General features: G+C 54.1%; 25 protein-coding genes and 3 tRNA genes. 10 read left to right on the forward strand and 18 right to left on the reverse strand.

What is annotated here, in order from left to right; all coding sequences use genetic code 11:
- Window positions 1–28 precede the first annotated feature (28 nt).
- Window positions 29–544: an inosine/xanthosine triphosphatase gene (yjjX, locus tag HV229_RS21545; protein WP_016151618.1), complete on the forward strand. Its 516-nt coding sequence runs from the start codon at window positions 29–31 to the stop codon at window positions 542–544.
- 75 nt (window positions 545–619) lie between these two features.
- Here yjjX and trpR read toward each other — a convergent pair whose 3' ends face one another.
- Both trpR and sltY read right to left on the reverse strand, forming a co-directional pair.
- The gene (gene trpR, locus HV229_RS21550) at window positions 620–946 is read right to left on the reverse strand and encodes a trp operon repressor (RefSeq protein ID WP_019078321.1); all 327 of its coding nucleotides are present in this window, start codon (window positions 944–946) and stop codon (window positions 620–622) included.
- 89 nt (window positions 947–1035) lie between these two features.
- Entirely contained in the window at window positions 1036–2973 is a 1938-nt protein-coding gene (gene sltY, locus HV229_RS21555; RefSeq protein WP_047358370.1) for a murein transglycosylase, read from the reverse strand.
- Between the two features lie 408 nt (window positions 2974–3381).
- Between sltY and ettA the strand changes: the two genes are divergently transcribed.
- Window positions 3382–5049 carry an energy-dependent translational throttle protein EttA gene (ettA, locus tag HV229_RS21560; RefSeq protein WP_181546364.1) on the forward strand — a complete coding sequence of 556 codons (1668 nt, stop codon included), beginning with the start codon at window positions 3382–3384 and terminating at the stop codon, window positions 5047–5049.
- A 99-nt stretch (window positions 5050–5148) separates the two neighbouring features.
- Here the strand turns inward: ettA and nadR are convergent, their stop codons facing one another.
- From nadR to serB, 3 genes are all read right to left on the reverse strand, one after another.
- Window positions 5149–6378, reverse strand: coding sequence for a multifunctional transcriptional regulator/nicotinamide-nucleotide adenylyltransferase/ribosylnicotinamide kinase NadR (nadR, locus tag HV229_RS21565; RefSeq protein ID WP_016151614.1), 1230 nt, complete (start codon window positions 6376–6378; stop codon window positions 5149–5151).
- Between the two features lie 65 nt (window positions 6379–6443).
- Window positions 6444–7826 (reverse strand): DNA repair protein RadA, encoded by a 1383-nt coding sequence (gene radA, locus HV229_RS21570; RefSeq protein ID WP_016151613.1) that lies wholly within the window; start codon window positions 7824–7826, stop codon window positions 6444–6446.
- A gap of 83 nt (window positions 7827–7909) precedes the next feature.
- Window positions 7910–8878, reverse strand: a complete 969-nt coding sequence (serB, locus tag HV229_RS21575; RefSeq protein ID WP_003829946.1) for a phosphoserine phosphatase — start codon at window positions 8876–8878, stop codon at window positions 7910–7912.
- A 115-nt stretch (window positions 8879–8993) separates the two neighbouring features.
- Here serB and HV229_RS21580 point away from each other — a divergent pair, with 115 nt between their 5' ends.
- Together HV229_RS21580 and lplA are read left to right on the forward strand one after the other, a co-directional pair.
- Window positions 8994–9635 carry a YtjB family periplasmic protein gene (locus HV229_RS21580; RefSeq protein WP_016155636.1) on the forward strand — a complete coding sequence of 214 codons (642 nt, stop codon included), beginning with the start codon at window positions 8994–8996 and terminating at the stop codon, window positions 9633–9635.
- A gap of 20 nt (window positions 9636–9655) precedes the next feature.
- The gene (gene lplA, locus HV229_RS21585; protein ID WP_016151611.1) at window positions 9656–10672 is read left to right on the forward strand and encodes a lipoate--protein ligase LplA; all 1017 of its coding nucleotides are present in this window, start codon (window positions 9656–9658) and stop codon (window positions 10670–10672) included.
- Window positions 10673–10757: 85 nt separating this feature from the next.
- Here lplA and deoD read toward each other — a convergent pair whose 3' ends face one another.
- From deoD to deoC, 4 genes are all read right to left on the reverse strand, one after another.
- Window positions 10758–11477 carry a purine-nucleoside phosphorylase gene (gene deoD, locus HV229_RS21590; protein ID WP_000224864.1) on the reverse strand — a complete coding sequence of 240 codons (720 nt, stop codon included), beginning with the start codon at window positions 11475–11477 and terminating at the stop codon, window positions 10758–10760.
- Window positions 11478–11675: 198 nt separating this feature from the next.
- Window positions 11676–12899 (reverse strand): phosphopentomutase, encoded by a 1224-nt coding sequence (gene deoB, locus HV229_RS21595; protein WP_016151610.1) that lies wholly within the window; start codon window positions 12897–12899, stop codon window positions 11676–11678.
- Window positions 12900–12949: 50 nt separating this feature from the next.
- Window positions 12950–14272, reverse strand: coding sequence for a thymidine phosphorylase (gene deoA / locus HV229_RS21600; RefSeq protein WP_016151609.1), 1323 nt, complete (start codon window positions 14270–14272; stop codon window positions 12950–12952).
- A 179-nt stretch (window positions 14273–14451) separates the two neighbouring features.
- Entirely contained in the window at window positions 14452–15231 is a 780-nt protein-coding gene (gene deoC / locus HV229_RS21605; protein ID WP_016155634.1) for a deoxyribose-phosphate aldolase, read from the reverse strand.
- Window positions 15232–15492: 261 nt separating this feature from the next.
- On the opposite strand from deoC, the gene HV229_RS21610 reads away from it, so the two are divergent.
- Window positions 15493–17043, forward strand: coding sequence for a YjjI family glycine radical enzyme (locus tag HV229_RS21610; protein ID WP_181546366.1), 1551 nt, complete (start codon window positions 15493–15495; stop codon window positions 17041–17043).
- Window positions 17015–17878: a YjjW family glycine radical enzyme activase gene (locus tag HV229_RS21615; protein WP_047358375.1), complete on the forward strand. Its 864-nt coding sequence runs from the start codon at window positions 17015–17017 to the stop codon at window positions 17876–17878. The genes HV229_RS21610 and HV229_RS21615 overlap by 29 nt, the downstream gene beginning before the upstream one ends.
- A gap of 32 nt (window positions 17879–17910) precedes the next feature.
- Here the strand turns inward: HV229_RS21615 and HV229_RS21620 are convergent, their stop codons facing one another.
- The 8 genes from HV229_RS21620 to holD all read right to left on the reverse strand — a co-directional run bounded on the left by HV229_RS21620 (window position 17911) and on the right by holD (window position 24420).
- Window positions 17911–18687 (reverse strand): metal-dependent hydrolase, encoded by a 777-nt coding sequence (locus HV229_RS21620; RefSeq protein ID WP_053389011.1) that lies wholly within the window; start codon window positions 18685–18687, stop codon window positions 17911–17913.
- The gene (locus HV229_RS21625) at window positions 18684–19757 is read right to left on the reverse strand and encodes a patatin family protein (RefSeq protein ID WP_019078315.1); all 1074 of its coding nucleotides are present in this window, start codon (window positions 19755–19757) and stop codon (window positions 18684–18686) included. Before HV229_RS21625 ends, HV229_RS21620 begins: the two co-directional genes overlap by 4 nt.
- Window positions 19758–20002: 245 nt before the next feature.
- A complete protein-coding gene (locus HV229_RS21630; RefSeq protein WP_003019081.1) occupies window positions 20003–20164 on the reverse strand; it encodes a DUF1328 family protein in 162 nt (53 codons plus the stop codon).
- Window positions 20165–20291: 127 nt separating this feature from the next.
- The gene (gene osmY / locus HV229_RS21635) at window positions 20292–20909 is read right to left on the reverse strand and encodes a molecular chaperone OsmY (RefSeq protein WP_016151602.1); all 618 of its coding nucleotides are present in this window, start codon (window positions 20907–20909) and stop codon (window positions 20292–20294) included.
- Window positions 20910–21214: 305 nt separating this feature from the next.
- Window positions 21215–22804 (reverse strand): peptide chain release factor 3, encoded by a 1590-nt coding sequence (gene prfC / locus HV229_RS21640; RefSeq protein ID WP_016151601.1) that lies wholly within the window; start codon window positions 22802–22804, stop codon window positions 21215–21217.
- 92 nt (window positions 22805–22896) lie between these two features.
- Window positions 22897–23577 carry a pyrimidine 5'-nucleotidase gene (gene yjjG, locus HV229_RS21645; protein ID WP_016151600.1) on the reverse strand — a complete coding sequence of 227 codons (681 nt, stop codon included), beginning with the start codon at window positions 23575–23577 and terminating at the stop codon, window positions 22897–22899.
- Between the two features lie 14 nt (window positions 23578–23591).
- Window positions 23592–24038, reverse strand: a complete 447-nt coding sequence (rimI, locus tag HV229_RS21650; RefSeq protein WP_005123887.1) for a ribosomal protein S18-alanine N-acetyltransferase — start codon at window positions 24036–24038, stop codon at window positions 23592–23594.
- On the reverse strand, window positions 24007–24420 hold the full coding sequence (gene holD, locus HV229_RS21655) for a DNA polymerase III subunit psi (protein ID WP_003837254.1): 414 nt from the start codon (window positions 24418–24420) through the stop codon (window positions 24007–24009). Before holD ends, rimI begins: the two co-directional genes overlap by 32 nt.
- 103 nt (window positions 24421–24523) lie before the next feature.
- Between holD and rsmC the strand changes: the two genes are divergently transcribed.
- The 4 genes from rsmC (at window position 24524) to HV229_RS21675 (ending at window position 26079) form a co-directional block, all read left to right on the forward strand.
- Window positions 24524–25552 carry a 16S rRNA (guanine(1207)-N(2))-methyltransferase RsmC gene (gene rsmC, locus HV229_RS21660; RefSeq protein WP_047358379.1) on the forward strand — a complete coding sequence of 343 codons (1029 nt, stop codon included), beginning with the start codon at window positions 24524–24526 and terminating at the stop codon, window positions 25550–25552.
- Between the two features lie 209 nt (window positions 25553–25761).
- Window positions 25762–25848: transfer RNA gene (locus tag HV229_RS21665), tRNA-Leu, on the forward strand.
- A gap of 28 nt (window positions 25849–25876) precedes the next feature.
- Window positions 25877–25962 (forward strand) — tRNA-Leu (locus tag HV229_RS21670).
- Between the two features lie 31 nt (window positions 25963–25993).
- Window positions 25994–26079, forward strand: a tRNA-Leu gene (locus HV229_RS21675).
- A 39-nt stretch (window positions 26080–26118) separates the two neighbouring features.
- Here the strand turns inward: HV229_RS21675 and HV229_RS21680 are convergent.
- Window positions 26119–26394, reverse strand: coding sequence for a DUF1435 domain-containing protein (locus HV229_RS21680; protein WP_019078313.1), 276 nt, complete (start codon window positions 26392–26394; stop codon window positions 26119–26121).
- Window positions 26395–26529 lie beyond the last annotated feature (135 nt).

Consider the following 26529-nt stretch of genomic DNA (forward strand, 5'->3'; position numbering starts at 1 on the left):
GCGATGAATTTTCAAACTGAGCTTAATTATGCACAAGGTTATCTCTGCGACCACCAATCCTGCCAAAATTCAGGCAATTCTGCGGGCATTTGAAGAGATTTTCGGGGAAGGATCCTGCCATATTGAACCCGTCGCCGTCGAGAGTGGCGTGCCGGAACAACCTTTCGGAAACCAGGAAACGCGCACTGGCGCACGAAATCGCGTTGATAATGCGCGCCGTCTGCACCCGCAGGCTGATTTCTGGGTCGCTATTGAAGCGGGAATTGACGACGATGCGACCTTCAGTTGGGTAGTGATTGATAATGGCGTCCAGCGCGGCGAAGCCCGTTCAGCCACGCTGCCATTGCCAGCTGTCATTCTCGACAGAGTCCGTCAAGGCGAAGCGCTCGGTCCGGTGATGTCGGACTACACGGGTATTGATGAGATTGGCCGTAAAGAGGGCGCAATCGGCGTCTTTACCGCGGGCAAGCTGACGCGCTCAAGCGTATACCACCAGGCGGTGATTCTGGCGCTCAGCCCGTTTCATAACGCAGTGTATTTATAGCGTTGTGCCGGATGGCGGCTTCGCCTTATCCGGCCACAACCGCGCCACATAATTAGGCCTGAAAGCGAAGCGCCATCAGGCATTTTTTAGCAGCACCTGCTCCAGCCAATGACGCAGATCCACCGGTGCGGATTTGAGGCTGTTCGACCCCCGTGTAATGGTGGCGATCCCCGCCCCGAGCTCGTTTTTAAGCTCGCGCTGACTCATCTCGCCGCGCAGCAGCTCTTCAATGATACGCACGCGCGTGCCCAGCGCTTCGCGCTCATCCGGCGTTAACATCAAATTGAGCAGGGGCAGGTGTAAGTCTTGTTCATAGGCGTGTTTAAGCAGATCGACAAAACGTAACCACTCCTGGTGACGCTGTTCTGCCATCTCTGCCGAATAGGGTGATTGCTGAGTCATAAGTTATCGCCATCGTTGCGGGGGAAGCGTGCTTGCCTCCCCCTTTTGTACTCTTTAACGAGTACGATAGCATAACACAACCGACACGATCAGTAACGACGTTGCCATTCTGCGTCGCTCATCAACTCCGGTTTGTCACCGAGGAAATAGCGATAGTACGCATCATAAGCCAGCACGTTCTTCACGTAGCCACGCGTCTCAGAGAATGGAATGCTTTCGACAAACGCGACAGCATCGATACGACCCGCGCTGTTGCCAAGCCAGGTGCGAACGCGCCCCGGTCCAGCGTTATAGGCCGCCGACGCAAAAATGCGGTTATTGCCGAATTGCTGATAGACATACTGTAAATAGCTGGTACCAATGTTGATGTTGGTATCAGGATCCAGTAGTTGGCTCGGGCTGCTGTAACCTGGAATCGAGAACATTTTCACCGTATGCGTCGCCGTACCCGGCATAATCTGCATCAGCCCGCTGGCACCAACCGGCGATTTTACTTTCGGGTTCCAGGCGCTTTCCTGACGCGCTATCGCCATCGCATAGCTTGGCGGAATATCCTTGCCGCTGGTGTAGCGTGTAAACAGATCCTTGTAGGCCAGTGGGAAACGCTCTTCCAGATGATCCCACAGCTTACCGGCGATCGTCGCTTGTACGCTCAGATCCCACCAGTGATTGTTGAACGCGTAACGCGCCAGCTGAGCCTGCTCAGACTTCGTGCGACTGGTGACCAGATTCGCCCATTCACTGCGCGCGGTATTGTCCAGGTTCCAGTACATTAGCTCGCGCACACGTGCCATTTCCGGTCCCTGAGTCAGCGCAGAGTCAACGTTTGCCGGGGCTTTATCCACTTTCAGCTCGTACTCTTCACCCAGACGCTGTGCCGCCACCATCGGATAGAAACCGCGCTGCTGCATGAGCTGGTGCAGGATCTCTTTGGCTTCCGCCTCACGCCCGCGCTCAAGCAGCAGATCCGCCTGCCAGTAACGCCACTCATCTTTCTCTTTTGCTTCCATTGGCAGACGCGCCAGCCAGGTATTCAGACCACGACGATCGCCGGTTCCCAGCGCCATGCGCACACGGCGTTCCACAAGCGAGGTGGAATTCGAGCGCATAATGGCGTCATCGCGCCATTTGGCCTGCTCATCGGTAACGTCATTGCCCATCAGACGCCAGGCGACGATGTCGCGCAGCTCCTGGGTTTGCTCGTCATTCAGCTGTTGCGCCTGCGCCAGAGACGGGATCATCAGGCGGGCGTTTTCCGCATCCTGACGCGCCACGCTGGAAAAAGCCACCGCCGCCATCTGTCGGGTGAAATCCGTCGCGCCAGTGGTGCGTGCAAAGGTCATCACCGAATTCGGATCGTTGGCCAGCGCGATGATCGCCGAAGCGATAGTTTGGTATTGCGCGGGCATTTGTCCAGCCAACGCCGTGACCAGACCGGTATTCCCGGCTTTCATCGCCAGACGAATACGCTCCAGATACGCCAGCGGATCCTGAGTTCCTGAGGCGCGCCATACGCCGAATAATTTGTCACAGGCGTTGGGCTGGCTTTTCCCGCTCAACCACAGTTCTTTCGCGCCCTGCCAGGCCTCTTCGGTTTGCCCGGTGCTCCATTTCGCAAAGTAATAGTTGCATTGCGCTTCCGTGGTACCCGGTTTTTCTGGGCTGAACGCCAGCAGTCCACGCCAGTCCTCCCGTCGCGCCAGTTCATTCACGAAACGTGATTGCAGAGTACGCGCGGGGGGCAGCGTCGGGTTGGCGCGCACAAAATTGGTAACGGTAATGGTGGGCTGATTCATCAGATCGTCAGTAATCTGACGATATTCCAGATAAGGATACAGAGGATAATTCTTCAGGCCGGGCATCATCTGCTCTACGACATCCATCTGTCGGTTATCCCAGGCCTGTTTAATTTGCGCATAGCGACTGCGCTGCTCATCCAGGGAATCGGCTCGCGCCACTTGACTGACCGTCAGCAGACATACGCTGGCCGCCAGCAGGCGCCAGGTAAATTGATTGGCTTTGTCCACAAGCTCTTCCTCTTCTCATGTTACGTCTGTGCAGCATCATGCCGCTTAATTAGTTCATGCTAACCAGACATTGCAGAATGCGCCACGTCACGGACACTTTTTTACTTTTGTTGCGAGTGAGATCTGCTGGCTGGGATTGGGCAATGAAAAAGGCTACACTTCGCCTTTGATAACTATTTACCAATAATTAGCCCTAAATAATTCAAGTTGCAGCAAGGCGGCGAGGGAGTAAATCCCCTGAGCGTACAAAGTGCGTGACTGGGGGGAACGACAAATCTGTCAGGAACAGATTTGAACGCTGCGGAGCAGCGGCCCGCAAGGGCGAGGCTCATGGATGAGCCGAGTAACTCACAGCCAACGCATCTATAGCTTGAAGTATGACGGGATAAATAAAGAGGCGAGTCCAACGTGGCCCAATTTGTTTATACCATGCATCGTGTCGGCAAAGTCGTTCCGCCGAAACGTCATATTCTTAAAAACATCTCACTGAGCTTCTTCCCTGGCGCCAAAATCGGTGTTCTTGGTCTGAACGGCGCGGGTAAATCGACCCTGCTGCGCATCATGGCCGGCATTGATACCGATATCGAAGGTGAAGCTCGCCCACAGCCTGGCATTAAAATCGGTTACCTGCCGCAGGAACCGAAACTGAACCCGGAACATACCGTTCGTGAATCCGTGGAAGAAGCGGTTGCCGAAGTGGTTAACGCGCTGAAAGGTCTGGATGAAGTGTACGCAAAGTACGCCGAGCCGGACGCCGACTTCGATAAACTCGCTGCGCAACAGGGCAAGTTTGAAGAGATCATTCAGGCACACGACGGCCATAACCTGAACGTGCAGCTTGAGCGTGCCGCTGACGCCCTGCGTCTGCCGGACTGGGACGCTAAAATTGAGAACCTCTCCGGTGGTGAACGCCGCCGCGTCGCGCTGTGCCGCCTGCTGCTGGAAAAACCAGACATGCTGCTGCTCGACGAACCGACTAACCACCTGGACGCCGAATCCGTTGCGTGGCTGGAACGCTTCCTGCACGACTTCGAAGGTACCGTGGTGGCGATTACCCACGACCGTTACTTCCTCGACAACGTTGCGGGCTGGATTCTGGAGCTTGACCGCGGCGAAGGTATTCCATGGGAAGGCAACTACTCCTCCTGGCTGGAGCAGAAAGATCAGCGTCTGGCGCAGGAAGCGTCTCAGGAAGCGGCTCGCCGTAAATCCATTGAGAAAGAGCTGGAGTGGGTGCGTCAGGGCGCTAAAGGCCGTCAGTCTAAGGGTAAAGCCCGTCTGGCACGCTTTGAAGAGCTGAACAACACCGAATACCAGAAGCGTAACGAAACCAACGAACTGTTTATCCCACCAGGAGCACGTCTGGGTGATAAAGTCGTTGAAGTCACCAATCTGCGTAAATCCTACGGCGATCGCGTTCTGATTGACGACCTGAGCTTCTCCGTACCGAAAGGCGCCATCGTCGGCATCATCGGTCCGAACGGCGCGGGTAAATCTACCCTGTTCCGTATGATGTCCGGTCAGGAACAGCCAGACAGCGGCACCATCACGCTGGGTGAAACCGTCAAGCTAGCTTCCGTTGACCAGTTCCGTGACGCCATGGACAACAGCAAAACCGTGTGGGAAGAAGTTTCCGGCGGGCTGGATATCATGAAGATCGGCAACACCGAGATGCCAAGCCGCGCCTACGTAGGCCGCTTCAACTTTAAAGGTGTTGATCAGGGTAAACGCGTAGGCGAACTCTCCGGCGGTGAGCGCGGTCGTCTGCACCTGGCGAAGCTGCTGCAGGTTGGCGGCAACATGCTGCTGCTTGATGAACCAACCAACGACCTGGATATCGAAACCCTGCGCGCGCTGGAAAACGCCCTGCTGGAGTTCCCGGGCTGCGCGATGGTCATCTCGCACGACCGTTGGTTCCTCGACCGTATCGCGACCCACATTCTGGATTACCAGGATGAAGGTAAGATTGAGTTCTTCGAAGGTAACTTTACCGAATACGAAGAGTACAAGAAACGCACGCTGGGCGCAGATGCGCTGGAGCCGAAGCGTATTAAGTACAAGCGTATTTCGAAGTAATTACCGTTAAGCGCCGGATGGCGGCGTTACGCCTCATCCGGCCTACGAGGTGAGTCCGACTTGTAGGCCGGATAAGCGCAACGCCATCCGGCATTTACGCTATCTCTGCTCGCCCATCAACTCTTTCACCAACTCCACGCAGCGCAGAAATCGACCGTCATAGTCGGGCTCCTGAACGTGCACAAAATTGATATTGTTTTCCTGCAGCATCTCGACCAGCAGCGACTGAAACGCTTTTCTGTCAACCGAACTGCCGAGACTGCGTAAGCCATCCGCCACCCATGGAGTATTGTTCTCCAGCAGGATCACCAGGTCAAAGCGATACTCGTCAATCAGGGCCTGCACAAACGGGTGTTCACGCCCTTCATACTTTTTGCAGAAGGCCTGAGTGGTAACGAAATCGGTGTCGATAAACGCCACTTTATTGGCATACTTGACAGCAAAATCAATGTATTGGGCTTGTCCCAGGGCGATTTTATCGTAGTCGGAATACTGCAACGCCATCTCATCACCGCCCAAATGGGAGAAGACGTAATCACGCCCATATTCCCACGCACTGGTAGTGTTAAAGATATTGGCGAGCTTGTTCACCAGCGTCGATTTTCCGCTCGACTCTCCGCCGAGGATCGCCACGGTGCGCACGAAAAACGGCTTCACTTCTGTAGGAATATACTCCCAGTAGCGAAACGGGTTCTCACGGATTTGCCCGCCGCTGATGTTCATAAACGTTCGTTTGGGATCCACCAGCACGGTTTCGATCCCCAGATGTTCCAGATACTGCGGGGCATCTGACTCTTCAGAGGTGTAAATCCAGTTAGGCTGGATCCCTTTCTCCTGCATAAACGTTTTGATCCCGTTGCTCCACACATCCCAACCGTGTGGATACGGCTCCATACCCTCTTCGTTGAAGGCATGAATACGGATATTTTTCTGATACTTAAAGGTTTGCAGCAGCCAGCGTAGACGATCGGGCACCGTGGGCTGTTGCGACATAGCGCTGTCTTCAAACAGGCTGCGATCGCGCGTGTCGTCATACCCCATGATGATATGCAGTTCATCGACCTGACTACACGCGCGCTGGATAAGATAGATATGGCCGGTATGCAGCGGATAAAACTTACCGAATACCACACCGATATTCTTCTGCTGGCGCGGAAACTCCAGCCCGAGAAACCGGTGCAACGCCTCCAGCTTTTGCGCGCTGGGGCTTTTAATTTTGGCATTCAGCAGTTGGCTTAAATATCCCTTGGTCATGCCACTGGCATCTGCCACCTGTTGCAGGGTACAGCCCTTTTGCTTAATGGCGGTTTTCAGATAATCAAATGACACAAGAGCCTCCTGCTGTAAAAATAAACGTAATACCCAATACCGCCGGAAAGACGACGGGTATTTTATTATAGGTCGTCAAACACGCTTAAAGCATCCGTAAGCTTCTTAACGCCAAAGACCTGCATCCCTTCCGGCACTTTTTTCGGCACGTTGGCGGCAGGAACAATCGCCCGACGAAAGCCGTGCTTCGCCGCTTCGGAAATACGCTCCTGGCCGCTGGGTACCGGACGGATTTCGCCCGCCAGTCCCACTTCGCCAAAGACCACTAAGTCCTGCGGCAGCGGTCGGTCGCGCAGGCTGGAAACCATTGCCAGTAGCAGTGCCAGATCGGCGCTGGTTTCGGTAACCTTCACACCGCCGACCACGTTGACGAACACGTCCTGATCCGCCATCTGCAAGCCGCCGTGACGATGCAGCACGGCCAGCAGAATCGCCAGACGGTTCTGCTCCAGACCGACCGCCACACGACGCGGATTCGCCATCATCGAATGGTCGACCAGCGCCTGAATCTCCACCAGCAACGGGCGCGTGCCTTCCCAGACCACCATCACCGAACTGCCGGAGGTGACTTCATCGCCACGGCTTAAGAAGATAGCGGAAGGGTTGCTAACTTCACGCAGCCCCTGTTCGGTCATGGCAAAGACGCCCAACTCATTCACCGCGCCAAAGCGATTTTTATGGCTACGCAGAGTACGAAAACGAGAATCGGCGTCGCCGTCGAGCAGAACCGAGCAGTCAATACAGTGCTCCAGCACCTTTGGACCGGCCAGCGAGCCGTCTTTGGTGACGTGGCCGACCATGACAATCGCCACGCCGCGCGTTTTGGCAAAGCGGGTCAGGTAAGCCGCGGTTTCGCGTACCTGTGCCACGCTGCCCGGCGAAGACTGAATGTCCGCCATGTGCATCACCTGAATGGAGTCGATAACCATCAGCCTCGGCTGTTCTTCTTCGGCAATCAGGCAAATTTGTTCGATACTGGTTTCCGACAGCATGTTCAGATTCGCCGTCGGCAGACCGAGTCGATGCGCGCGCATCGCCACCTGTTGCAAAGACTCTTCGCCGGTGACGTACAGGGTTTTCATCTGCTCAGCGAGCTTGCACAGCGTTTGCAGCAGCAGCGTTGATTTCCCTGCGCCGGGGTTGCCGCCAATCAGGATGGCGCTGCCGGGCACCACACCGCCGCCCAGCACGCGGTCAAACTCTTTAAATCCGGTGGAAAAACGCGGCAACTCTTCAAGGCTGATATCAGACAGCTTCTGCACTTTTGCGATGCCCGCATTCCCGGCATAGCCGCTGAGCCGCTCGTTACGCGCCACCGTTGGTGACGCGGCAAGGCGTACCTCGGTAATGGTGTTCCAGGCCTGACAGGCGCTGCATTGCCCTTGCCAGCGCGGGTAATCGGCCCCGCATTCGTTACAAACAAAGGCGCGTTTTGGAGCTTTGGCCACGTTTTACCTCTTTCGTTAGCGCGTTTACCGGACAGCGTGGGCGCTTATCCGGCCTACGGTCACTTTGCCATCAGGCAATTAAATCATTTCTGGTTCATGCTGCCAGAGAGAATGCAGAACACGCCCATCAGGTCAGCGTGACGGATCGTAATCTCCGTCTTTTCATTCACTTTGGGTTTGGCATGATACGCTATACCCAGTCCAGCCGTTTTGATCATCGGCAGATCGTTGGCGCCATCGCCGATCGCCACCGTCTGCGCCATCGGGATCTCATACTCCTGCGCCAGGCGGGTCAGGGTGTTGGCTTTGTACTGCGCATCGACGATATCGCCGATCACGTTGCCGGTGAATTTACCGTCCATGATCTCCAGCTCGTTTGCCACAGCCGCCGTCAGACGTAGTTTGTTACGCAGATAATCGGCAAAGAAGGTAAAACCGCCGGAGGCAATTGCCACTTTCCAGCCGAGCGTTTCCAGTTTTAACACCAGTTGAGTCAGGCCAGGCATCAGTGGTAGCGTTTCGCGCACCTGGTGCAAAATATTGGCATCAGCGCCCTTCAACGTCGCCACGCGGCTGCGCAAGCTGGCGGTAAAGTCCAGCTCGCCGCGCATCGCGCGTTCGGTGACTTCCGCAACCATTTCGCCGGTTCCCGCCAGTTTGGCAATTTCATCGATACACTCGATCTGGATAGCCGTTGAATCCATGTCCATCACCAGCAAACCCGGCGTGCGCAAATGCGGAATTTTACCCAGTGGCGCAACATCCAGTTTGGCATCATGCGCCAGTTTTGCCGCACGCGGCGTTAACGAGCCCGCCAGACGAATCACCTGATAATCCTCAACGCACCACGCCGCCACGATCACCATCGCCGCCCCCAGTTTGCTCTGGTATTGCGTTAACCGTTGTTTATCCAGCCCACGACCGTACAGCAGCCAGCCACTGCGGCCCGCGTGGTAATCCAGCGGCATGACTTCATCACCGCTTAAAGAGAGAGGCAGACCTGGCCACAGAGAAACATCTTCAGGTAGATCGCACCAGGTAATGTTAGGCATTAAAGCTCCTGTAAAATCGTTCGGGTCGGAATCATCAGGGGAAAATAACGCATGAGGCTACCCTGTAACCAGCGCTTCTGGCAACATTAAGTCTCAAATTTTCAGCAGGTGGAATATGGCTCGCACAAAACTGAAATTCCGACTTCATCGTGCAGTGATTGTATTGTCCTGCCTTGCGCTGCTCGTTGCTCTGATGCAGGGCGCGTCCTGGTTTAGTCAAAGCCACCAACAGCAGCGTAATCCGCAGCTCGAAGAGCTGGCGCGCACGCTGGCTCGCCAGGTCTCCTTGAACGTCGCCCCGCTGATGCGTACCGAAACGCCGGATGAAAAGCGCATTAAAGCGGTACTCTCGCAGCTCACGGAAAGTAGCCGTATTCTGGATGCGGGGGTCTACGATGAAAAGGGAGACCTGATTACACGCACCGGTGAGAGCGTCAACGTTCGAGACCGACTGGCGTTGGACGGCAAAAAAGCCGGGGGCTATTTTAACCAGCAGATTGTCGAGCCCATTCAGGGAAGAAATGGTCCGCTGGGCTATCTACGCCTGACGCTGGATACCCACACGCTCGCCACCGAAGCCAAGCAGGTGGATAACACCACCAACATCTTACGCCTAATGCTGCTTCTGTCACTGGCAATTGGCGTGGTGCTCACCCGTACCTTATTGCAAGGCAAGCGCACCCGCTGGCAGCAATCCCCTTTCCTGCTGACCGCCAATAAACCGGTACAGGAAGAAGACAACGAGAAGAAAGAGTAATAACAGAAAGGAAATCGACCATGACGACACTACGCCTGCTTATCTCAGACTCTTACGATCCGTGGTTTAACCTCGCGGTCGAAGAGTGCATTTTTCGCCAGATGCCCGCCACGCAGCGCGTCCTGTTCTTGTGGCGTAACGCCGATACGGTGGTGATTGGCCGGGCGCAAAACCCGTGGAAAGAGTGTAATACCCGCCGTATGGAAGAAGATAACGTGCGGCTCGCCCGTCGCAGCAGCGGCGGCGGCGCGGTGTTCCATGACTTAGGCAATACCTGCTTTACCTTTATGGCCGGTAAACCGGAGTACGACAAAACCATCTCTACCGCTATTGTCCTCCATGCCCTGAACGCGCTGGGCGTAGACGCCGACGCCTCCGGGCGTAACGATCTGGTCGTGAAAACGCCAGACGGCGATCGCAAAGTTTCCGGCTCTGCTTATCGGGAAACGAAAGACCGCGGATTCCACCACGGCACGCTGTTGTTGAACGCCGATCTCAGCCGCCTGGCAAACTATCTCAATCCGGATAAAAAGAAACTCGCCGCCAAAGGCATCACCTCGGTTCGCTCACGCGTAGCGAATCTAACGGAGCTGTTGCCGGGCATCACCCACCAACAGGTCTGTCAGGCCATCACGGAAGCCTTTTTTGCCCACTACGGCGAACGTGTCGAAGCGGAAATTATCTCGCCGGACAAAACCCCGGATCTGCCGAACTTTGCCGAAACCTTTGCCCGTCAGAGCAGTTGGGAGTGGAATTTTGGTCAGGCGCCTGCGTTCTCGCACCTTCTGGACGAGCGTTTCACCTGGGGCGGCGTTGAGCTGCATTTCGACGTGGAAAAAGGTCATATCACCCGTACGCAGGTCTTTACCGACAGCCTCAATCCCGCGCCGTTAGAAGCGCTGGCGGGTCGTCTGCAGGGGTGTTTGTACCGTGCGGATATGCTGCAACAGGAGTGCGAAGCGCTGCTGGTTGATTTCCCACAGCAGGAGAAAGAGTTACGCGAGCTGTCAGCGTGGATTGCCAGTGCAGTGAGCTAAACGCTGGCCTGAAAATGCCGGATGGCGGTCCGGCATACATCGATTGTATGCCCGGTAAGCGCAGCGCTACCGGGCATCACAACACTTACTCTTTATCGCCCAGCAGAACGGATTCCAGTGCGATTTTGATCATGTCGTTGAAGGTCGTCTGACGTTCAGCGGCAGTGGTCTGCTCGTGAGTACGGATATGGTCGGACACGGTGCAGATGGTCAGCGCTTTCGCACCAAACTCAGCCGCAACGCCGTAGATACCCGCCGCTTCCATTTCCACGCCCAGCACGCCGTATTTTTCCATTACGTCGAACATTTCGCCGTCCGGAGAGTAGAACAGGTCAGCGGAGAACAGGTTGCCCACGCGCGCGTCTACGCCCAGTGCTTTTGCCGCATCAACTGCATTACGCACCATGTCGAAATCAGCGATAGCTGCGAAGTCATGATCTTTAAAACGGATACGGTTTACTTTGGAGTCGGTGCAGGCGCCCATACCGATAACCACGTCACGCAGTTTAACGTCCATACGCACAGCGCCGCAGGAGCCTACGCGAATGATTTTCTTCACGCCAAAATCGGTGATCAGCTCTTTGGTGTAGATAGAGCAGGACGGGATACCCATCCCGTGACCCATAACGGAGATCTTACGGCCTTTGTAAGTACCGGTGAAACCTAACATGCCGCGAACGTTGTTCACTTCACGAACATCTTCGAGGAAAGTTTCAGCAATATGCTTTGCGCGCAGCGGGTCGCCCGGCATCAATACGACGTCAGCGAAATCACCCATTTCTGCATTAATATGTGGAGTTGCCATCTTCAGTTCCCTTTTGATTTATTGTTTTTGTCGGGGGGGTAGCACTGCCTTACCCAACCGACAAAACGAATTCAAATACCCTAAGGATTCGCGTTGTAGGAAGGCGACGAATTCGGAACCCCCGGGAGCATAGATTACCTATGTGACCGGGGTGAGCGAATGAAGTCAACGCATCTACAGCGCGAAAGACAACGGGTATCACAGCATGTTTTTACCGTAGTCCATCGGCGATGTACCAAAGTAGCTCGCCAGCGTCTGGCCAATATCCGCGAAAGTTTCACGGTGACCTAAAGAGCCTGGTTTCACTTTCGGGCCGTAAACCAGCACCGGAATATGCTCACGGGTGTGGTCAGTGCCGGTCCAGCTCGGGTCACAGCCGTGGTCAGCGGTCAGGATCAGAATGTCATCTTCACCCACCAGTTCCATCAGTTCAGGCAAACGGCGGTCGAACAGTTCCAGACCTGCAGCGTAACCAGCGATATCGCGACGATGTCCCCAGGAAGAGTCGAAATCAACGAAGTTAGTGAAGACGATGGTCTTATCACCCGCTTCTTTCATCTCTTTGATGGTGGCGTCGAACAGCGCGTCCAGGCCGGTAGCTTTCACTTTTTTGGTGATGCCACAGTTAGCGTAGATATCCGCGATTTTACCGACGGAAACCACGTGACCGTCTTTCTCGTCGACCAGTTTCTGCAGCACAGTCGGTGCTGGCGGCTCAACGGCCAGATCGTGACGGTTACCGGTACGCTGGAAATTACCCGCTTTATCACCGATAAACGGACGCGCGATAACACGACCGATGTTGTAACCACCTTCGGTCAGTTCTTCACGAGCGATTTCACACAGTTCGTAGAGTTTATCCAGGCCAAAAGTCTCTTCGTGACAGGCAATCTGGAACACGGAGTCTGCAGAAGTATAGAAAATCGGCTTGCCGGTTTTCATATGCTCTTCACCCAGTTGATCCAGGATCACGGTACCGGAAGAGTGGCAGTTGCCGAGGTAGCCCGGTAGGTTGGCACGTTTGACCAGTTTATCCAGCAGTTCCTGCGGGAAGCTGTTGTCATGATCGGAGAAATAACCCCAGTCAAACAGAACCGGAACACCCGCGATTTCCCAGTGGCCAGACGGCGTGTCTTTCCCGGAAGAGAGTTCATGCGCCCAGGCGTAGGCACCAATCACTTCCGCGTTACCGTCCATACCAGCAGCAATTTTACCGGTAGAACCTTCGTGAGCTTTCACCAGGCCCAGACGGGTCAGGTTAGGCAGATTCAGTGGACCTTTGCGACCCTTGTCAGCTTCGCCTTTCGCACAGGCTTCTGCAATGTGTCCCATAGTGTCTGAGCCTACGTCGCCAAAGCGATCCGCATCTTCAGTCGCACCAATACCAAAGGAGTCCAGCACCATAATAAATGCACGTTTCATCTTGTTCTCCAACATCTGCGCCGCAAAAAAGCGATCAGATCAGTATACAGTTATTCGGTAATACGACGATAGACTGTCGGTGTAATTTCTGGCGCTTTATCGTCAAGGCTAATTGCCGCTTTGACCGCTTTCGCCGCTTCCTGCCAGCTGGCTTCGTCTTTGGCGTGGATCACCGCCAGCGGACGCTGTCCGTCTACGCTGTCGCCCAGACGCGCCATGTCGCTAAAGCCAACGCTGTAATCAATGGTGTCCGAAGCCTGACGACGACCGCCGCCCATGGAAACAACCGCCATTCCCAGCGCACGGGTATCCATAGCGCTGACAAAACCTTCGGTATCAGCATATACCGCTTTGCTGAGCATTGCCGTCGGCAGGTACTTCGCATAATTTTCGACGAAATCGGTCGGGCCTTTCTGCGCTGCAACCATGCGACCAAAAATCTCTGCCGCTTTGCCGTTATCCAGCACCGCCTGCAATTTCGCACGGGCTTCGGCATCGTCTTTCGCCAGATTGCCGGAGATCAGCATTTCCACGCACAGCGCCATCGTGACGTCTAACAGACGTGGATTGCGGTATTCACCTGTCAGGAACTGCACCGCTTCGCGGACTTCTACCGCGTTACCTGCGCTGGATGCCAGTACCTGGTTCATATCGGTTAACAGCGCGGTGGTACGTACACCCGCCCCGTTCGCCACGCCGACAATCGCTTCGGCAAGCGCTTCAGAAAGCTCATAGGTCGGCATAAAGGCACCGCTGCCGACTTTCACATCCATCACCAGCGCATCCAGCCCTTCCGCCAGCTTTTTAGCCAGGATAGAGCCGGTAATCAGCGGGATGGAATCCACCGTCGCGGTAATATCGCGGGTGGCATAAAAACGTTTGTCCGCCGGTGCGAGCGAGCTGGTTTGCCCAATAATCGCCACACCCACGTCTTTAATAATTTCACGGAAACGCGCGTCGTCCGGGAAGATGTCAAACCCTGGGATGGCTTCCAGTTTATCGAGCGTACCGCCGGTATGCCCCAGACCACGTCCGGAGATCATCGGAATATAGCCGCCACATGCAGCGACCATCGGGCCTAACATCAGTGATGTTACGTCACCCACGCCGCCGGTAGAGTGTTTATCCACAATCGGGCCGTTCAGCTGCAGGCTTTTCCAGTCCAGCACGGTTCCTGAATCACGCATTGCCATGGTCAGCGAAACACGCTCAGGCATTGTCATATCGTGGAAGAAAATGGTCATCGCCAGGGCGGCGATTTGCCCTTCAGAGATGGTGTTGTCGCGAATCCCATTGATAAAGAAACGAATCTCTTCATCGCTCAGCGCATGACCATCACGTTTTTTACGAATAATTTCTTGTGCGAGAAACATGGTAACCCCCGATAAATCAGGTTAAATGCAGCGGAAAACCCACTGCAATGAATGATTACTCTAAACAATTCGAGTCGCAGGAAGCGGCAAGGAAGCTCATCCCCAGGCGCTTACTACAGTAAGTGACTGGGGTGAGGGAGTGCAGCTAACGCACCTGCGGCTTGCAGTATGACGAGTAATTAGTAGCTGCTTGCGCTCTTACCATCGCCGTGCCCCAGCGCTTTCAGCAGGCTCGCCAGCAGGCTGGATGCGCCAAAACGATAGTGACGGGAATCGGCCCAGTCAGCGCCAAACAGTTCGTCGGCAATCGCCAGGAACTGCTGTGCATCTTCTGCGGTACGCACGCCGCCTGCCGGTTTGAAACCTACAGTTTTAGAAACGCCCATGTCGCGGATCACTTCCATCATGATGCGTGCGCTTTCCGGCGTCGCATTTACCGGCACTTTACCGGTAGAGGTTTTGATGAAATCAGCCCCCGCTTTGATGGAGATTTCAGATGCTTTACGGATAAGACTCTCTTCTTTCAGCTCACCGGTTTCGATGATCACTTTCAGCAGCACGTTTGCCGCCGCACACGCATCTTTACATGCTTTAACCAGATCAAAACCAACCTGCTCGTTACCGGCGATCAGGGCACGGTAAGGGAACACCACGTCAACTTCATCCGCGCCGTAGGCAATCGCCGCGCGGGTTTCAGCCAGCGCAATCTCGATGTCGTCGTTGCCGTGCGGGAAGTTGGTCACGGTTGCAATACGGATGTCCGGAGTGCCTTGCTCTTTCAGCGTCTTACGCGCGATAGGGATGAAACGCGGATAGATGCAAATAGCGGCAGTGTTGCCTACCGGGGTCTTCGCCTGATGACACAGCGCGATCACTTTTTCATTGGTGTCGTCGTCATTCAGAGTGGTCAGGTCCATCAGTTTCAGTGCACGCAGGCTGCTTGCTGTTAAATCGGTCATAACATTCTCCAACGGCATCGCCGTATAAAATTTCACCTTGCGAGTTTGTTAGTATTCTAACATCCGCTCGCTATTACACTTCGATATACATCACAGTTAATGAAAACCACATACAGATTTGCATTACTCTAATGAGATCTACTTCAAATAAATTACCTTTCAAGAAGGGATGCGGTGGCATCAGGCGCATCCGGATCAAAGGTTGTGGCGGCGTTGCTTTCTACAATGGCGTTACACCTTCGGGATTAAAAGGAATCAACGATGCCCACTTCAAGCGAACTCGCGCTGCAACAGCGTTGCCAACAAATCGTGACCAGTCCGGTGCTCAGCCCTGAGCAGAAACGCCACTTCCTGGCGCTGGAGGCTGAAAACGCGCTGCCTTACCCGCAACTACCTGCTGAGGCTCGCCAGGCGCTGGATGACGGGGTGATCTGCGATATGTATGAAGGTCATGCCCCGTTCAAACCGCGCTATGTTTTACCCGACTACGCGCGTTTTCTGGCCAACGGTTCCTCATGGCTGGAACTGGAAGGAGCCAGGGATCTTGATGACGCGTTATCCTTACTCACCATCCTGTATCACCACGTTCCGTCAGTCACCTCGATGCCGGTCTATCTCGGCCAGCTCGACGTTCTGTTGCAACCGTATGTTAGAATTCTAACACAAGATGAGATCGATATTCGAATAAAACGTTTCTGGCGTTATCTCGACAGAACCCTGCCAGATGCATTTATGCATGCCAATATCGGCCCCGCAGATACGCCTGTCACCCGTGCAATTTTACGCGCAGATGCAGAGTTAAAGCAGGTTTCGCCTAATCTGACGTTCATTTATGATCCGCAAATTACACCTGACAACCTGCTGCTCAACGTGGCGCAAAATATCTGCGAGTGCAGTAAGCCGCACATTTCCAACGGCCCCGAAAATGATAAAATTTTCACAAAAGGTCAGTATGGCGTCGTCAGCTGTTACAACTCATTGCCGCTCGCCGGGGGTGGAAGCACGCTGGTCAGGCTCAATCTGAAAGCCATCGCAGAGCGCAGCACCTCTGTCGATGACTTCTTTACGCGCACCCTACCGCACTATTGCCAGCAGCAAATCGCCATCATTGATTCACGATGTGAATTCCTCTATGAAAAATCACATTTCTTTGAGAATAGCTTCCTGGTGCAGGAAGGGTTGATTGATCCCGAACGTTTTGTCCCTATGTTCGGCATGTATGGCCTGGCGGAGGCGGTGAATCTGCTGTGCGATAAGGCGGGGCAGAATGCTCGCTACGGAAAAGACGAGGTCGCCAATCAGCTCGGCTATCGCATCAGCGCCCAACTGGCGGAGTTTGTAGAAAGTACCCCGGTGAAATTTGGCTGGAAGCAGCGCGCAATGCTGCACGCACAGTCAGGGATCAGTTCTGACATCGGCACCACGCCGGGCGCGCGTCTGCCCTACGGCGATGAGCCGGATCCGATCACTCACCTGCAAACCGTCGCGCCGCATCATGCGTATTATCACGCTGGGATCAGCGACATTCTCACGCTGGATGAAACCATCAAGCGCAATCCTCAGGCGCTGGTGCAATTGTGCCTCGGGGCGTTTAAAGCTGGGATGCGTGAGTTTACCGCCAACGTGAGTGGTAACGATCTGGTCCGCGTCACCGGCTATATGGTACGCCTGTCGGATCTGGAAAAATATCGCGCCGAAGGTTCACGCACCAACACCACCTGGCTGGGCGAAGAAGCCGCGCGCAATACCCGCATTCTGGAACGACAACCTCGCGTGATTAGCCATGAACAGCAGATGCGCTTCAGTAAGTAAGATCATTCCTTTCTCCTGCGTCGACGGGCCGGGCAGTCGCCTGGCTCTGTTTCTGCAAGGATGTAACCTGCGCTGTAAAAATTGCCACAATCCGTGGACGATGGGACGCTGCAACGACTGCGGGGAATGTGTCCTGCATTGCCCGCATGAGGCGCTGAGCCTGAGTGCGGGGAAAGTGAGATGGCAATCCGACGTATGTCAGCAGTGCGATACCTGCCTGCACATGTGCCCACAGCAGGCCACGCCGATGGCGCAAACCCTGAGCGTTGATGAAGTGCTGCAGCATATTCGCAAGGCGGTGCTGTTTATTGAAGGAATTACGGTCAGCGGCGGCGAAGCGACCACCCAGTTGCCGTTTATCGTGGCGCTGTTTAACGCGATCAAAACCGATCCGCAACTGCAACACCTGACCTGCATGGTAGACAGCAACGGCATGCTGAGCGAAACCGGCTGGCAAAAACTGCTGCCGGTATGCGACGGCGTAATGCTCGATTTAAAAGCCTGGGATAGCGCGTGTCATCGACAGTTGACTGGCCGCGATAACACGCTGATTAAACAAAGCATTACCTTTTTGTCCGGGCAGGGAAAACTTGCGGAACTGCGCCTGCTGGTTATTCCTGGCCACGTGGATTATCTACAGCATATCGATGCACTGGCGGCGTTTATCAAACGTTCAGGTGATGTACCAGTGCGGCTAAATGCCTTTCATGCGCACGGGGTGTACGGCGAAGCGAAGGACTGGCCGAGCGCCACGCCTGAGGATGTGGAGCAACTGGCGCAAGGATTGCGCGAGCGCGGAGTGGATAATTTGATCTTCCCGGCGCTGTACCTGTAATTGCCGGATGCGACGTATCCGTAGTCCGGCAATTAAAAATCAAATAACGCCGTCGTATTGCGATACAGCGCATCAGCGATAACATCCGCAGGTTCCGGGCGCAGCTCGCAGAGGACATCAAAGACTCTGACCACCTGCTCCGGGCGATTCGGCTGTCCCTGAAAGCCGTTGAGCGGCATATCCGGCGCGTCAGTTTCCAGCAGCAGTGAGTCCAGCGGCAGTTGCGCCATTACCTCGCGGGTTTTACTGGCGCGCGGATAGGTAATGGTGCCGCCCACGCCAATTTTGTAGCCCAGTTGCACAAAACGTTCGGCCTGCTGCACGCTCCCGGAAAATCCATGCACCACGCCGGTTCGCGGTAAAGCATGGCGTTTCAGGTGCATCGCCAGCTTGTCATGAGTGCGCCGCGAATGCAGGATCACCGGCAATTCGTAACGCTTCGCCAGCTTAAGCTGCGCTTCCAGCAGCCGCTCTTGCTTATCGAATTGCGGATCGTCCCGATAAAGATCCAGCCCAATCTCGCCTACCGCCACCAGCTTTTGCGGACGCTTATCCAGCGCCTGCTGCAACTGCTCCAGGCAGTCATCGCTATGTTGCTCAATAACAATGGGGTGCAGCCCCAGGGCGGCAAACAATGGAGGGTAATTTTCCGCTAACGCCAGTACACGGGAAAAATTTGCCGCCTGGGTGGCCGGAACGATAATGCTTTGCACGCCGACGTCAGTCGCGCCCTGAATACTGGCAGATTCATCGCCCGTAAACGGCGGAAAATCAAAGTGACAATGCGTATCAATAAAACGATAACTCACGCCAAATCCTCATTATTAAACGTCGTGTCGTTAGCCTGAGGCGCATTGGTCACCACGGGGGCGTGAGCGTCGTTAGCCACCGGCGCAGGTGGAACCACGACCGGTCCCGGCACCATAATCTTCGGCGTCTGACGAGGCAACGGCGCATTTTTCGCCAACAGCTTGCCGACGGTTGCCAGGAAGTAACGACCACACAGGCGTCCGGTCTTGTAATCTTCCCGCAGCGCCGGAATACGGCTTCCTAATGCCATGCTATGGAGCGGTTTGGGCGGGTAGATCTCAAAGATACGCAGCTTGCCCGGCGGTTTCTCAATAAAACTCTGAATCGCGCGATAGCTGGCTTCATGGTGCTGGACCAGATTCAGCAGCGGTTGCAGGCTGCTTTCGCCCAGCCAGCGTTCCATACGCTTGAACCACTGCGGGGTGTAATACATTTGCGAAGGCACGGTGCGGATAACCACCAGCGTTTTTGCCCCCTGCTTCGCCGCTTCCTGCACGGGAATGGCGTCGCTGACTCCCCCATCGAGATAATTCACACCATCCAGCGCAACCCCTGCGCGGTAGAACCCGGGAATCGCGCTGGAGGCACGAATAAGATCGAGCCAGTTTTGCCGGTTCGGCGAAAAATAGCCAGGCGTGTAGTCATCGCCCCGACAGGCGCACATATAAAACGATTTCCCTGCGGCAAACAGGCGCTCGGCGTTATCCATCGCCAGTGGCATCTGAGACGCAGTCGAATCCACTAGCCAATCGAGATCGATTAAGTTTCCCCCGCGCACAAAGCGCACCGGGTCAAAAAATTCACGTCGGGTAGTGTAACGCATGATGACTTTACGGCCGTAACCCGGCTGGTTACAAAGATAGGCTGAAAGGTTTTGCGCACCAGCGGAGGTCCCGTAGAAGAGATCAAAAGGATTGAACTGCGCGCGCATGAATTCATCCAGTACGCCAGCGGTGAAGATGCCTCTTTGTCCGCCGCCCTCACACACCAGCGCCATACTGCCTGGTTGAAACGGACGTAACGATAACGGCGCAATATTGCCGAGCGTGACGGGTATTCTCTGCCCCACCTCTGCCTTCCTGTTGTTTTTGTAATAGAACAACAAAGTAACGCAAATTGCCTGATGCTAAAACCGTAAAAGCCAGTCCGGTGGACTGGCTTAGTAGCAAGTTATCTTTACGGTTAATCCCCAAAATAATTCGAGTCACAAGAAGGCGGCAAGGGCGTGAATCCCGATCTGCTTACTCTGGTAAGTGATACGGGCGAGCACGCGTAGCCAACGCACCTTTAACTTGAAGAATAAAGGGGATGTCGCTAGGGCCGTTTACGACCTGTAAACAGGCTGACCAGAAACAGAATGATCCCCACCACAAAAACAATTTTCGCTGCGCCAGCAGCGGTACCCGCCAGTCCACCAAAACCCAGTGCAGCGGCAATTAACGCGATAACCAGAAATATGATGCCCCATCGAAACATGCGCTTCTCCTTTACCATAGTTAATGTCACCGCTTGATATGAGCACTCAGGCTGCCCATCGGCGATATTTTCAGTGTGGTGCACAACACGCCTCCCGACAAACGTCGGGAGGACGAATTAAGTCTAATTAGTGAGTTTTAAGATCGTTTTTGACGCTTTTCACGCCATCAATCGCTTTGGCGATGCTCTCAGCGCGATCGCTTTGAGCCTGTGATTCAACGGTTCCTGAAAGCTGTACCACGCCATCGGTGGTTTCAACTTTCACTTTGCGGGAAGGGACAATATCATCGGCCAGCAGCTTGGCTTTTACCTCACTGGTGATTGCCGTATCGCCCGCATAGCCTTTTACAGAAGTGTCTTTGCTATCACGTACGTGCAGTTTGTCGCTAACGGAGGTCACACCCTCAACGCCTTTGGCGACTTTAACTGCCTCTTCGGCCTGTGCCTGGCTTTCAACAAACCCGCTTAGCGTCACCACCTTCTGGTCGGTTTTAACGGAAATGTCGGTGCTCTTAATGCTATCGTGATCCACCAGCGCGGCTTTTACTTTCGCAGTGATGGTGCTGTCATCCATGAAATTACCGACTTTGTTCATGGAGCTATCGACTTTCTGCCCCGCACTTTCGACGCCGGATTGCGTTTTATCCGTCGTGGAGTTTTCTGCATAAGCAGAACCCGTTGCAACAGCGGAGGTCAGCATCACGGCCAGCAGCGTTTTAGAAATCTTAAGTCCTGTCATTGTCATCGATGTATTCCTGTATGTTTGCTAAAAGCTGCGCTCTGCCGTAAACGGCTTGAGCCAGCAACTAATCTTGTAAGTGGAATAAATATCAGCAATAGAAGCTGCAACAGGCAGCCTAAAAAGCATTTAACGCCGACATTTATGTCATCACATTGTTAAATATAGTTCAGGATTTCGTGATCGCAGTCCAGATTGACTAAAAAACGTGCAAACAAAAGAAAAACGAGAGGTTTTAAGAACATTCCGCAAGGGATTTAAAAGACAGGAAAAGTTGTAGGGCACGGCGGATACCGTGCCCTGAAGGTCGATTAGTGTTCGCGCGTTTTGCGGAACTGAACGTCAGGGTAACGTTCCTGGGTGAGATTCAGGTTAACCATGGTCGGCGCGATATAAGTGAGGTTATCGCCGCCATCCAGCGCCAGCTGAATTTCGTTTTTACGCTTGAATTCTTCGAATTTCTTCACGTCAGAACACTCTACCCAGCGTGCTGTCGCTACGTTGACCGACTCATAAATCGCTTCAACGTTGTATTCGCTCTTCAGTCGTGAAACCACCACGTCGAACTGCAGCACACCAACAGCGCCCACGATCAGATCGTTATTAGCGATCGGACGGAAAACCTGCACTGCGCCCTCTTCGGACAGCTGAACCAGCCCTTTCAGCAGCTGTTTCTGCTTCAACGGATCCTTCAGACGAATACGACGGAACAGCTCCGGCGCGAAGTTCGGAATACCAGTGAACTTCATCATTTCGCCTTGGGTAAAGGTATCGCCAATCTGGATAGTGCCGTGGTTGTGCAGACCCAGAATATCGCCCGGATACGCTTCTTCCACGTGAGAACGGTCACCAGCCATAAAAGTCAGCGCATCGGAGATAACCACGTCTTTACCAATGCGCACCTGGCGCATTTTCATACCTTTCTCGTACTTGCCGGACACCACGCGCATAAACGCCACGCGGTCACGGTGTTTCGGGTCCATGTTGGCCTGAATTTTAAACACAAAGCCGGTGAACTTCTCTTCTGATGCTTCAACGACACGGGTGTCGGTTTTACGCGGCATCGGCGCAGGCGCCCACTCCACTAAGCCATCCAGCATATGATCAACGCCGAAGTTACCGAGCGCGGTACCGAAGAATACCGGGGTGATTTCGCCCGCGAGGAACAGCTCATGGTCGAACTCGTTAGACGCGCCCTGCACCAGCTCCAGCTCGTCGCGCAGCTGCTGTGCCAGGTCTTCCCCCACGGCGGCATCGAGTTCCGGGTTGTTCAGACCTTTAACAATGCGCACTTCCTGAATGGTGTGGCCTTTACCCGTCTGGTACAGGTAAGTTTCGTCTTTATATAGGTGATAGACGCCTTTGAACAACTTACCGCAGCCAATCGGCCAGGTGATCGGCGCACAGCCGATTTTCAGTTCATTCTCGACTTCATCCAGCAGCTCCATCGGATCGCGGATGTCACGGTCGAGTTTGTTCATAAAGGTCAGGATCGGGGTATCACGCAGACGGGTAACTTCCATCAGCTTACGGGTCCGGTCTTCAACACCTTTTGCGGCGTCGATGACCATCAGGCAGCAGTCCACCGCCGTCAGAGTACGGTATGTATCTTCAGAGAAGTCTTCGTGCCCTGGGGTGTCCAGCAGGTTTACCAGGCAGTCATGATATGGAAACTGCATCACAGAGGTGGTAATGGAGATACCACGCTGTTTTTCCATTTCCATCCAGTCAGATTTCGCATGCTGGCTGGAGCCACGGCCTTTTACCGTACCGGCGGTCTGAATCGCCTGTCCGAATAACAGTACCTTTTCAGTAATTGTCGTTTTACCGGCATCCGGGTGAGAAATAATGGCAAAAGTGCGGCGTTTGGCCACCTCTTGCAAATAAGGAGACAACGTCATAGTCAAATCTTCTTAGGTAAGCACGGCAACAGGCCGTGCAAGTTGAATACGAAAAATTGCGGCTATTTTACCCATCAACGGGGGGGAGGCAATCAGTGTTTACACAGGAGCCGCTCCAGTTCACTTAATGACGCCACGGTCCAGGTCGGCTGAATGCCCGCTGGCTGCTCGCGGTGGTGCGTATTTAGCCAGCAGGTGGATAGCCCGGCGTTAATGCCGCCAAGAATATCGGACTCTGCGGTGTCGCCCACCATCAGTACGCGGGAACGCTCAGGATTGCCCGCCTGCTCCAGCGCATGGTCAAAAATACGGGGATCGGGTTTTGCCACGCCAACCTGCTCAGAAATCACCAGCAGGTCAAAATAGTCGCGCAGCCCCGTCCGCTCAAGGCGGATTTGCTGCAACGCCGTAAAGCCGTTAGTAATAATACCGATTTTTGTTTTATCACGAATCGCATTGAGCAGAGAAACCGCCCCTGGCAACGGCGAGCAGATCTCCGCCATCGCATTGATAAAGGCGTCATTAAGCTGGCCTGGCTCAACCTTCAGGCGTTCAGCCCAGCTCTGAAAACGAGCGTGCTGGAGTTGTAATGAGGTAATCGCACCGTTTTGATAATCCACCCACAGCGGTTTATTTACGGCCTGGTAGTCCTGAAAATCCTCAGCGGTAAAGGTAATGCTATAGTCGAGAAACATCCGCTGTAAGCCGGTAAACGAGTCAAACGTAAACAGCGTTTCGTCGGCATCAAAGAAAATCCAGTCCCACTTCTTCATCATTACACCTTGTCTTACATGCTGATTGGCAATGCCATTATAATGGCGTCTTCATGACCATCGGCCGTCGGATAGTAATTGCGCCGGATCGTCGCCTCGTTAAAGCCCAGGCTTTCGTACAGCGCGATAGCGGCAGCATTTGAGGCGCGTACTTCAAGCCACAGTGTCAAAATGCCACGCTTTTCCAGCTCATCGATCAGGTATTCCAGTAGCTCACGCCCCAGGCCCCGGCGCTGAAAGTCAGGATCGACGGCAATATTGAACAGCGTAGCTTCATCCAGCACGACCTGTGTAATCGCAAAGGCGGCCATTACGTCGTCAACCCTCAACTGAAAATTGAGGTAGCGATCGCCCTGGTTGCTGGCAAATGTTTTTTCACTCCACGGAAAAGCGTGAGCGCGTTTTTCAATCTGAAATGCTGCAGGTAAATCAGTCGGTTCGAGGGAAGAAATCGTGTTCATATGCGCAGATTTGTTGCCATAACGCGGCGCGGGCCGCGGGGTTTTCCCGTAATTCATTAAACGCAGGACTCTCGACCTGAGCGCCCTCCAGCAGCAGCGGCTCTTCGGTTCCCAGCCGCCAGCTATTACAGCGACTGCCCTGCGGCAGCATGGCGACGCGGTCAGGCGTCAGTTGTAAAACCTGATCCGGGCTGACGGTTAATGCGCGTAAAATATCGCTCATCAACGGTTCAGTTAGTGCGGGTAATTGTGCAGCAACCATCACCAAACGGACGTGCGCAGGAATTGAAATCGCGATCTCGCCCTGCAGTGCGCCGGGACGACGCAATGACCACTGCGTAATGCCCAATTGCTGTAACTGCCAGTCTCGTCGGGATGTCATAGCGAAACACTCCTGTCTATCAGGGGCGCAAATATAGCAAATTTGTCGAATCCGTGCCATCAAACAACTATAATCCCCCGCTGTACAATTTAAGGAGCACTCCATGTCTGCTTTTACCCCGGCAAGTGAAGTCTTGCTGCGCCACAGTGATGATTTCGAACAAAGCCGTATTCTGTTTGCCGGTGATTTGCAGGATGACCTGCCTGCCCATTTTGAATGCGCCGCCAGCCGTGCGCACACTCAGCAGCTTCACCACTGGCAGGTGCTTAACCGCCAGATGGGCGACAACGTTCGCTTTAGCCTCGTCGCCCAGACCGATGACGTTGCCGATAGCGATACGCTGATCTACTACTGGCCGAAGAATAAGCCGGAAGCCCAGTTCCAGTTGATGAACATTCTGTCGCTGTTACCGGTGGGCACCGATATTTTTGTTGTTGGTGAGAACCGCAGCGGCGTTCGTAGCGCAGAGCAGATGCTGGCCGAATACGCGCCGCTGAACAAAGTCGACAGCGCGCGTCGCTGTGGCCTGTACCATGGTCGTCTGGAAAAACAGCCGGTCTTTGATGCAGAAAAATACTGGGATGAATACCAGACCGAAAATCTGACCATCAAAACGCTGCCGGGCGTATTCAGCCGTGACGGCCTGGATGTTGGCAGCCAACTGCTGCTCTCCACGCTGACGCCGCACACCAAAGGCAAAGTTCTGGATGTCGGCTGCGGTGCAGGCGTACTCTCCGTCGCCTTAGCCAGCCACTCGCCAAAAGTGCGCTTAACCCTGTGCGATGTTAGTGCCGCCGCCGTTGAAGCCAGCCGCGCAACGCTTGCTGCCAACGGTATTGAAGGAGACGTAATCGCCAGTAACGTCTTTTCTGACGTGACGGGTCGCTTTGATATGATCATCTCCAACCCACCGTTCCACGACGGGATGCAGACCAGCCTCGATGCCGCGCAAACGCTGATTCGCGGTGCAGTGCGCCACCTCAACAGCGGCGGTGAACTGCGTATCGTGGCGAACGCCTTCCTGCCTTATCCGAAGGTACTGGATGAAGTGTTTGGCTTCCACGAAGTTATCGCGCAGACCGGTCGCTTCAAGGTCTATCGCACCATCATGACGCGTCAGGCGAAGAAGTAGAACGGCCATCCCATGCCGGATAAGGTGCCTGCACCGCCATCCGGCAGGGTTTGCTAAATGCGGGGTGGCACTTCGTTTACACGGCCTGCGTTTAGCGCCCATTTTTACATCAATTAAGCGCGTCCTGGGCAATTAACTATTGACGAAAAGTTGAAAACCACTAGAATGCGCCTCCGTGGTAACGATACTTTTTTGAGTGTCGATGGTATGCGAAGGTGGCGGAATTGGTAGACGCGCTAGCTTCAGGTGTTAGTGTCCTTTCGGACGTGGGGGTTCAAGTCCCCCCCCTCGCACCATAATCCACGTTGATATTGCTCGCACTGGGCGAAGGTGGCGGAATTGGTAGACGCGCTAGCTTCAGGTGTTAGTGTCCTTAGGATGTGGGGGTTCGAGTCCCCCCCCTCGCACCAACGAGGCGATATCAAAAAATAAGATGACTGTGCGAAGGTGGCGGAATTGGTAGACGCGCTAGCTTCAGGTGTTAGTGTCCTTAGGATGTGGGGGTTCGAGTCCCCCCCCTCGCACCAATTATCTTATTTCCCTCTCGATTTTCTTCCCTGTTTTGTTCATCCCTGATTCCCGTTCATCATCACCAGAACAATGCCGCCGATCAGTGCCGCACATGAAGGCAACAGTACAAAATGCCGCAAACGCTTGTGGTACAGCATGAGTGAAGTCAACAGTAATCCTAATACAATCATCGCCTTCCATACGTAGACCGACAGGTCGCTAAATGCCATCCCGGCAATCAGTATTCCCGGCAGCAGAACACCCCATCCACTGCCCAGCGTACGTTGCAACATGGTACCACCTATGACATTGATAATGATAACCAATATCATATGATAAATTTTCTCATTTGTCAGCTGGGAGGCACTATCAATTATATGAGTTTTACTTAACGATTGATGACATGAATAATTTAAGGTGATAAATTGCTCGCCGGTTAGCTTTTCAACTAAAAACAATAAAAACCT

The organism is Citrobacter sp. RHBSTW-00524, from assembly GCF_013747755.1.
Classification (GTDB): Bacteria; Pseudomonadota; Gammaproteobacteria; order Enterobacterales; family Enterobacteriaceae; genus Citrobacter; species Citrobacter braakii.

What these genes read in the sequence shown, in the direction of transcription:
- deoC (WP_016155634.1), bottom strand. Translation starts at nt 15,231, where the DNA reads ATGACCGATTTAACAGCAAGCAGCCTGCGTGCACTGAAACTGATGGAC.
- deoA (WP_016151609.1), bottom strand. Translation starts at nt 14,272, where the DNA reads ATGTTTCTCGCACAAGAAATTATTCGTAAAAAACGTGATGGTCATGCG.
- deoD (WP_000224864.1), bottom strand. Translation starts at nt 11,477, where the DNA reads ATGGCAACTCCACATATTAATGCAGAAATGGGTGATTTCGCTGACGTC.
- lplA (WP_016151611.1), top strand. Translation starts at nt 9,656, where the DNA reads ATGACGACACTACGCCTGCTTATCTCAGACTCTTACGATCCGTGGTTT.
- HV229_RS21580 (WP_016155636.1), top strand. Translation starts at nt 8,994, where the DNA reads ATGGCTCGCACAAAACTGAAATTCCGACTTCATCGTGCAGTGATTGTA.
- HV229_RS21680 (WP_019078313.1), bottom strand. Translation starts at nt 26,394, where the DNA reads ATGATATTGGTTATCATTATCAATGTCATAGGTGGTACCATGTTGCAA.
- serB (WP_003829946.1), bottom strand. Translation starts at nt 8,878, where the DNA reads ATGCCTAACATTACCTGGTGCGATCTACCTGAAGATGTTTCTCTGTGG.
- yjjG (WP_016151600.1), bottom strand. Translation starts at nt 23,577, where the DNA reads ATGAAGAAGTGGGACTGGATTTTCTTTGATGCCGACGAAACGCTGTTT.
- trpR (WP_019078321.1), bottom strand. Translation starts at nt 946, where the DNA reads ATGACTCAGCAATCACCCTATTCGGCAGAGATGGCAGAACAGCGTCAC.
- rsmC (WP_047358379.1), top strand. Translation starts at nt 24,524, where the DNA reads ATGTCTGCTTTTACCCCGGCAAGTGAAGTCTTGCTGCGCCACAGTGAT.
- HV229_RS21630 (WP_003019081.1), bottom strand. Translation starts at nt 20,164, where the DNA reads ATGTTTCGATGGGGCATCATATTTCTGGTTATCGCGTTAATTGCCGCT.
- HV229_RS21615 (WP_047358375.1), top strand. Translation starts at nt 17,015, where the DNA reads ATGAACAGCAGATGCGCTTCAGTAAGTAAGATCATTCCTTTCTCCTGC.
- rimI (WP_005123887.1), bottom strand. Translation starts at nt 24,038, where the DNA reads ATGAACACGATTTCTTCCCTCGAACCGACTGATTTACCTGCAGCATTT.
- osmY (WP_016151602.1), bottom strand. Translation starts at nt 20,909, where the DNA reads ATGACAATGACAGGACTTAAGATTTCTAAAACGCTGCTGGCCGTGATG.
- holD (WP_003837254.1), bottom strand. Translation starts at nt 24,420, where the DNA reads ATGACATCCCGACGAGACTGGCAGTTACAGCAATTGGGCATTACGCAG.
- deoB (WP_016151610.1), bottom strand. Translation starts at nt 12,899, where the DNA reads ATGAAACGTGCATTTATTATGGTGCTGGACTCCTTTGGTATTGGTGCG.
- HV229_RS21610 (WP_181546366.1), top strand. Translation starts at nt 15,493, where the DNA reads ATGCCCACTTCAAGCGAACTCGCGCTGCAACAGCGTTGCCAACAAATC.
- prfC (WP_016151601.1), bottom strand. Translation starts at nt 22,804, where the DNA reads ATGACGTTGTCTCCTTATTTGCAAGAGGTGGCCAAACGCCGCACTTTT.
- yjjX (WP_016151618.1), top strand. Translation starts at nt 29, where the DNA reads ATGCACAAGGTTATCTCTGCGACCACCAATCCTGCCAAAATTCAGGCA.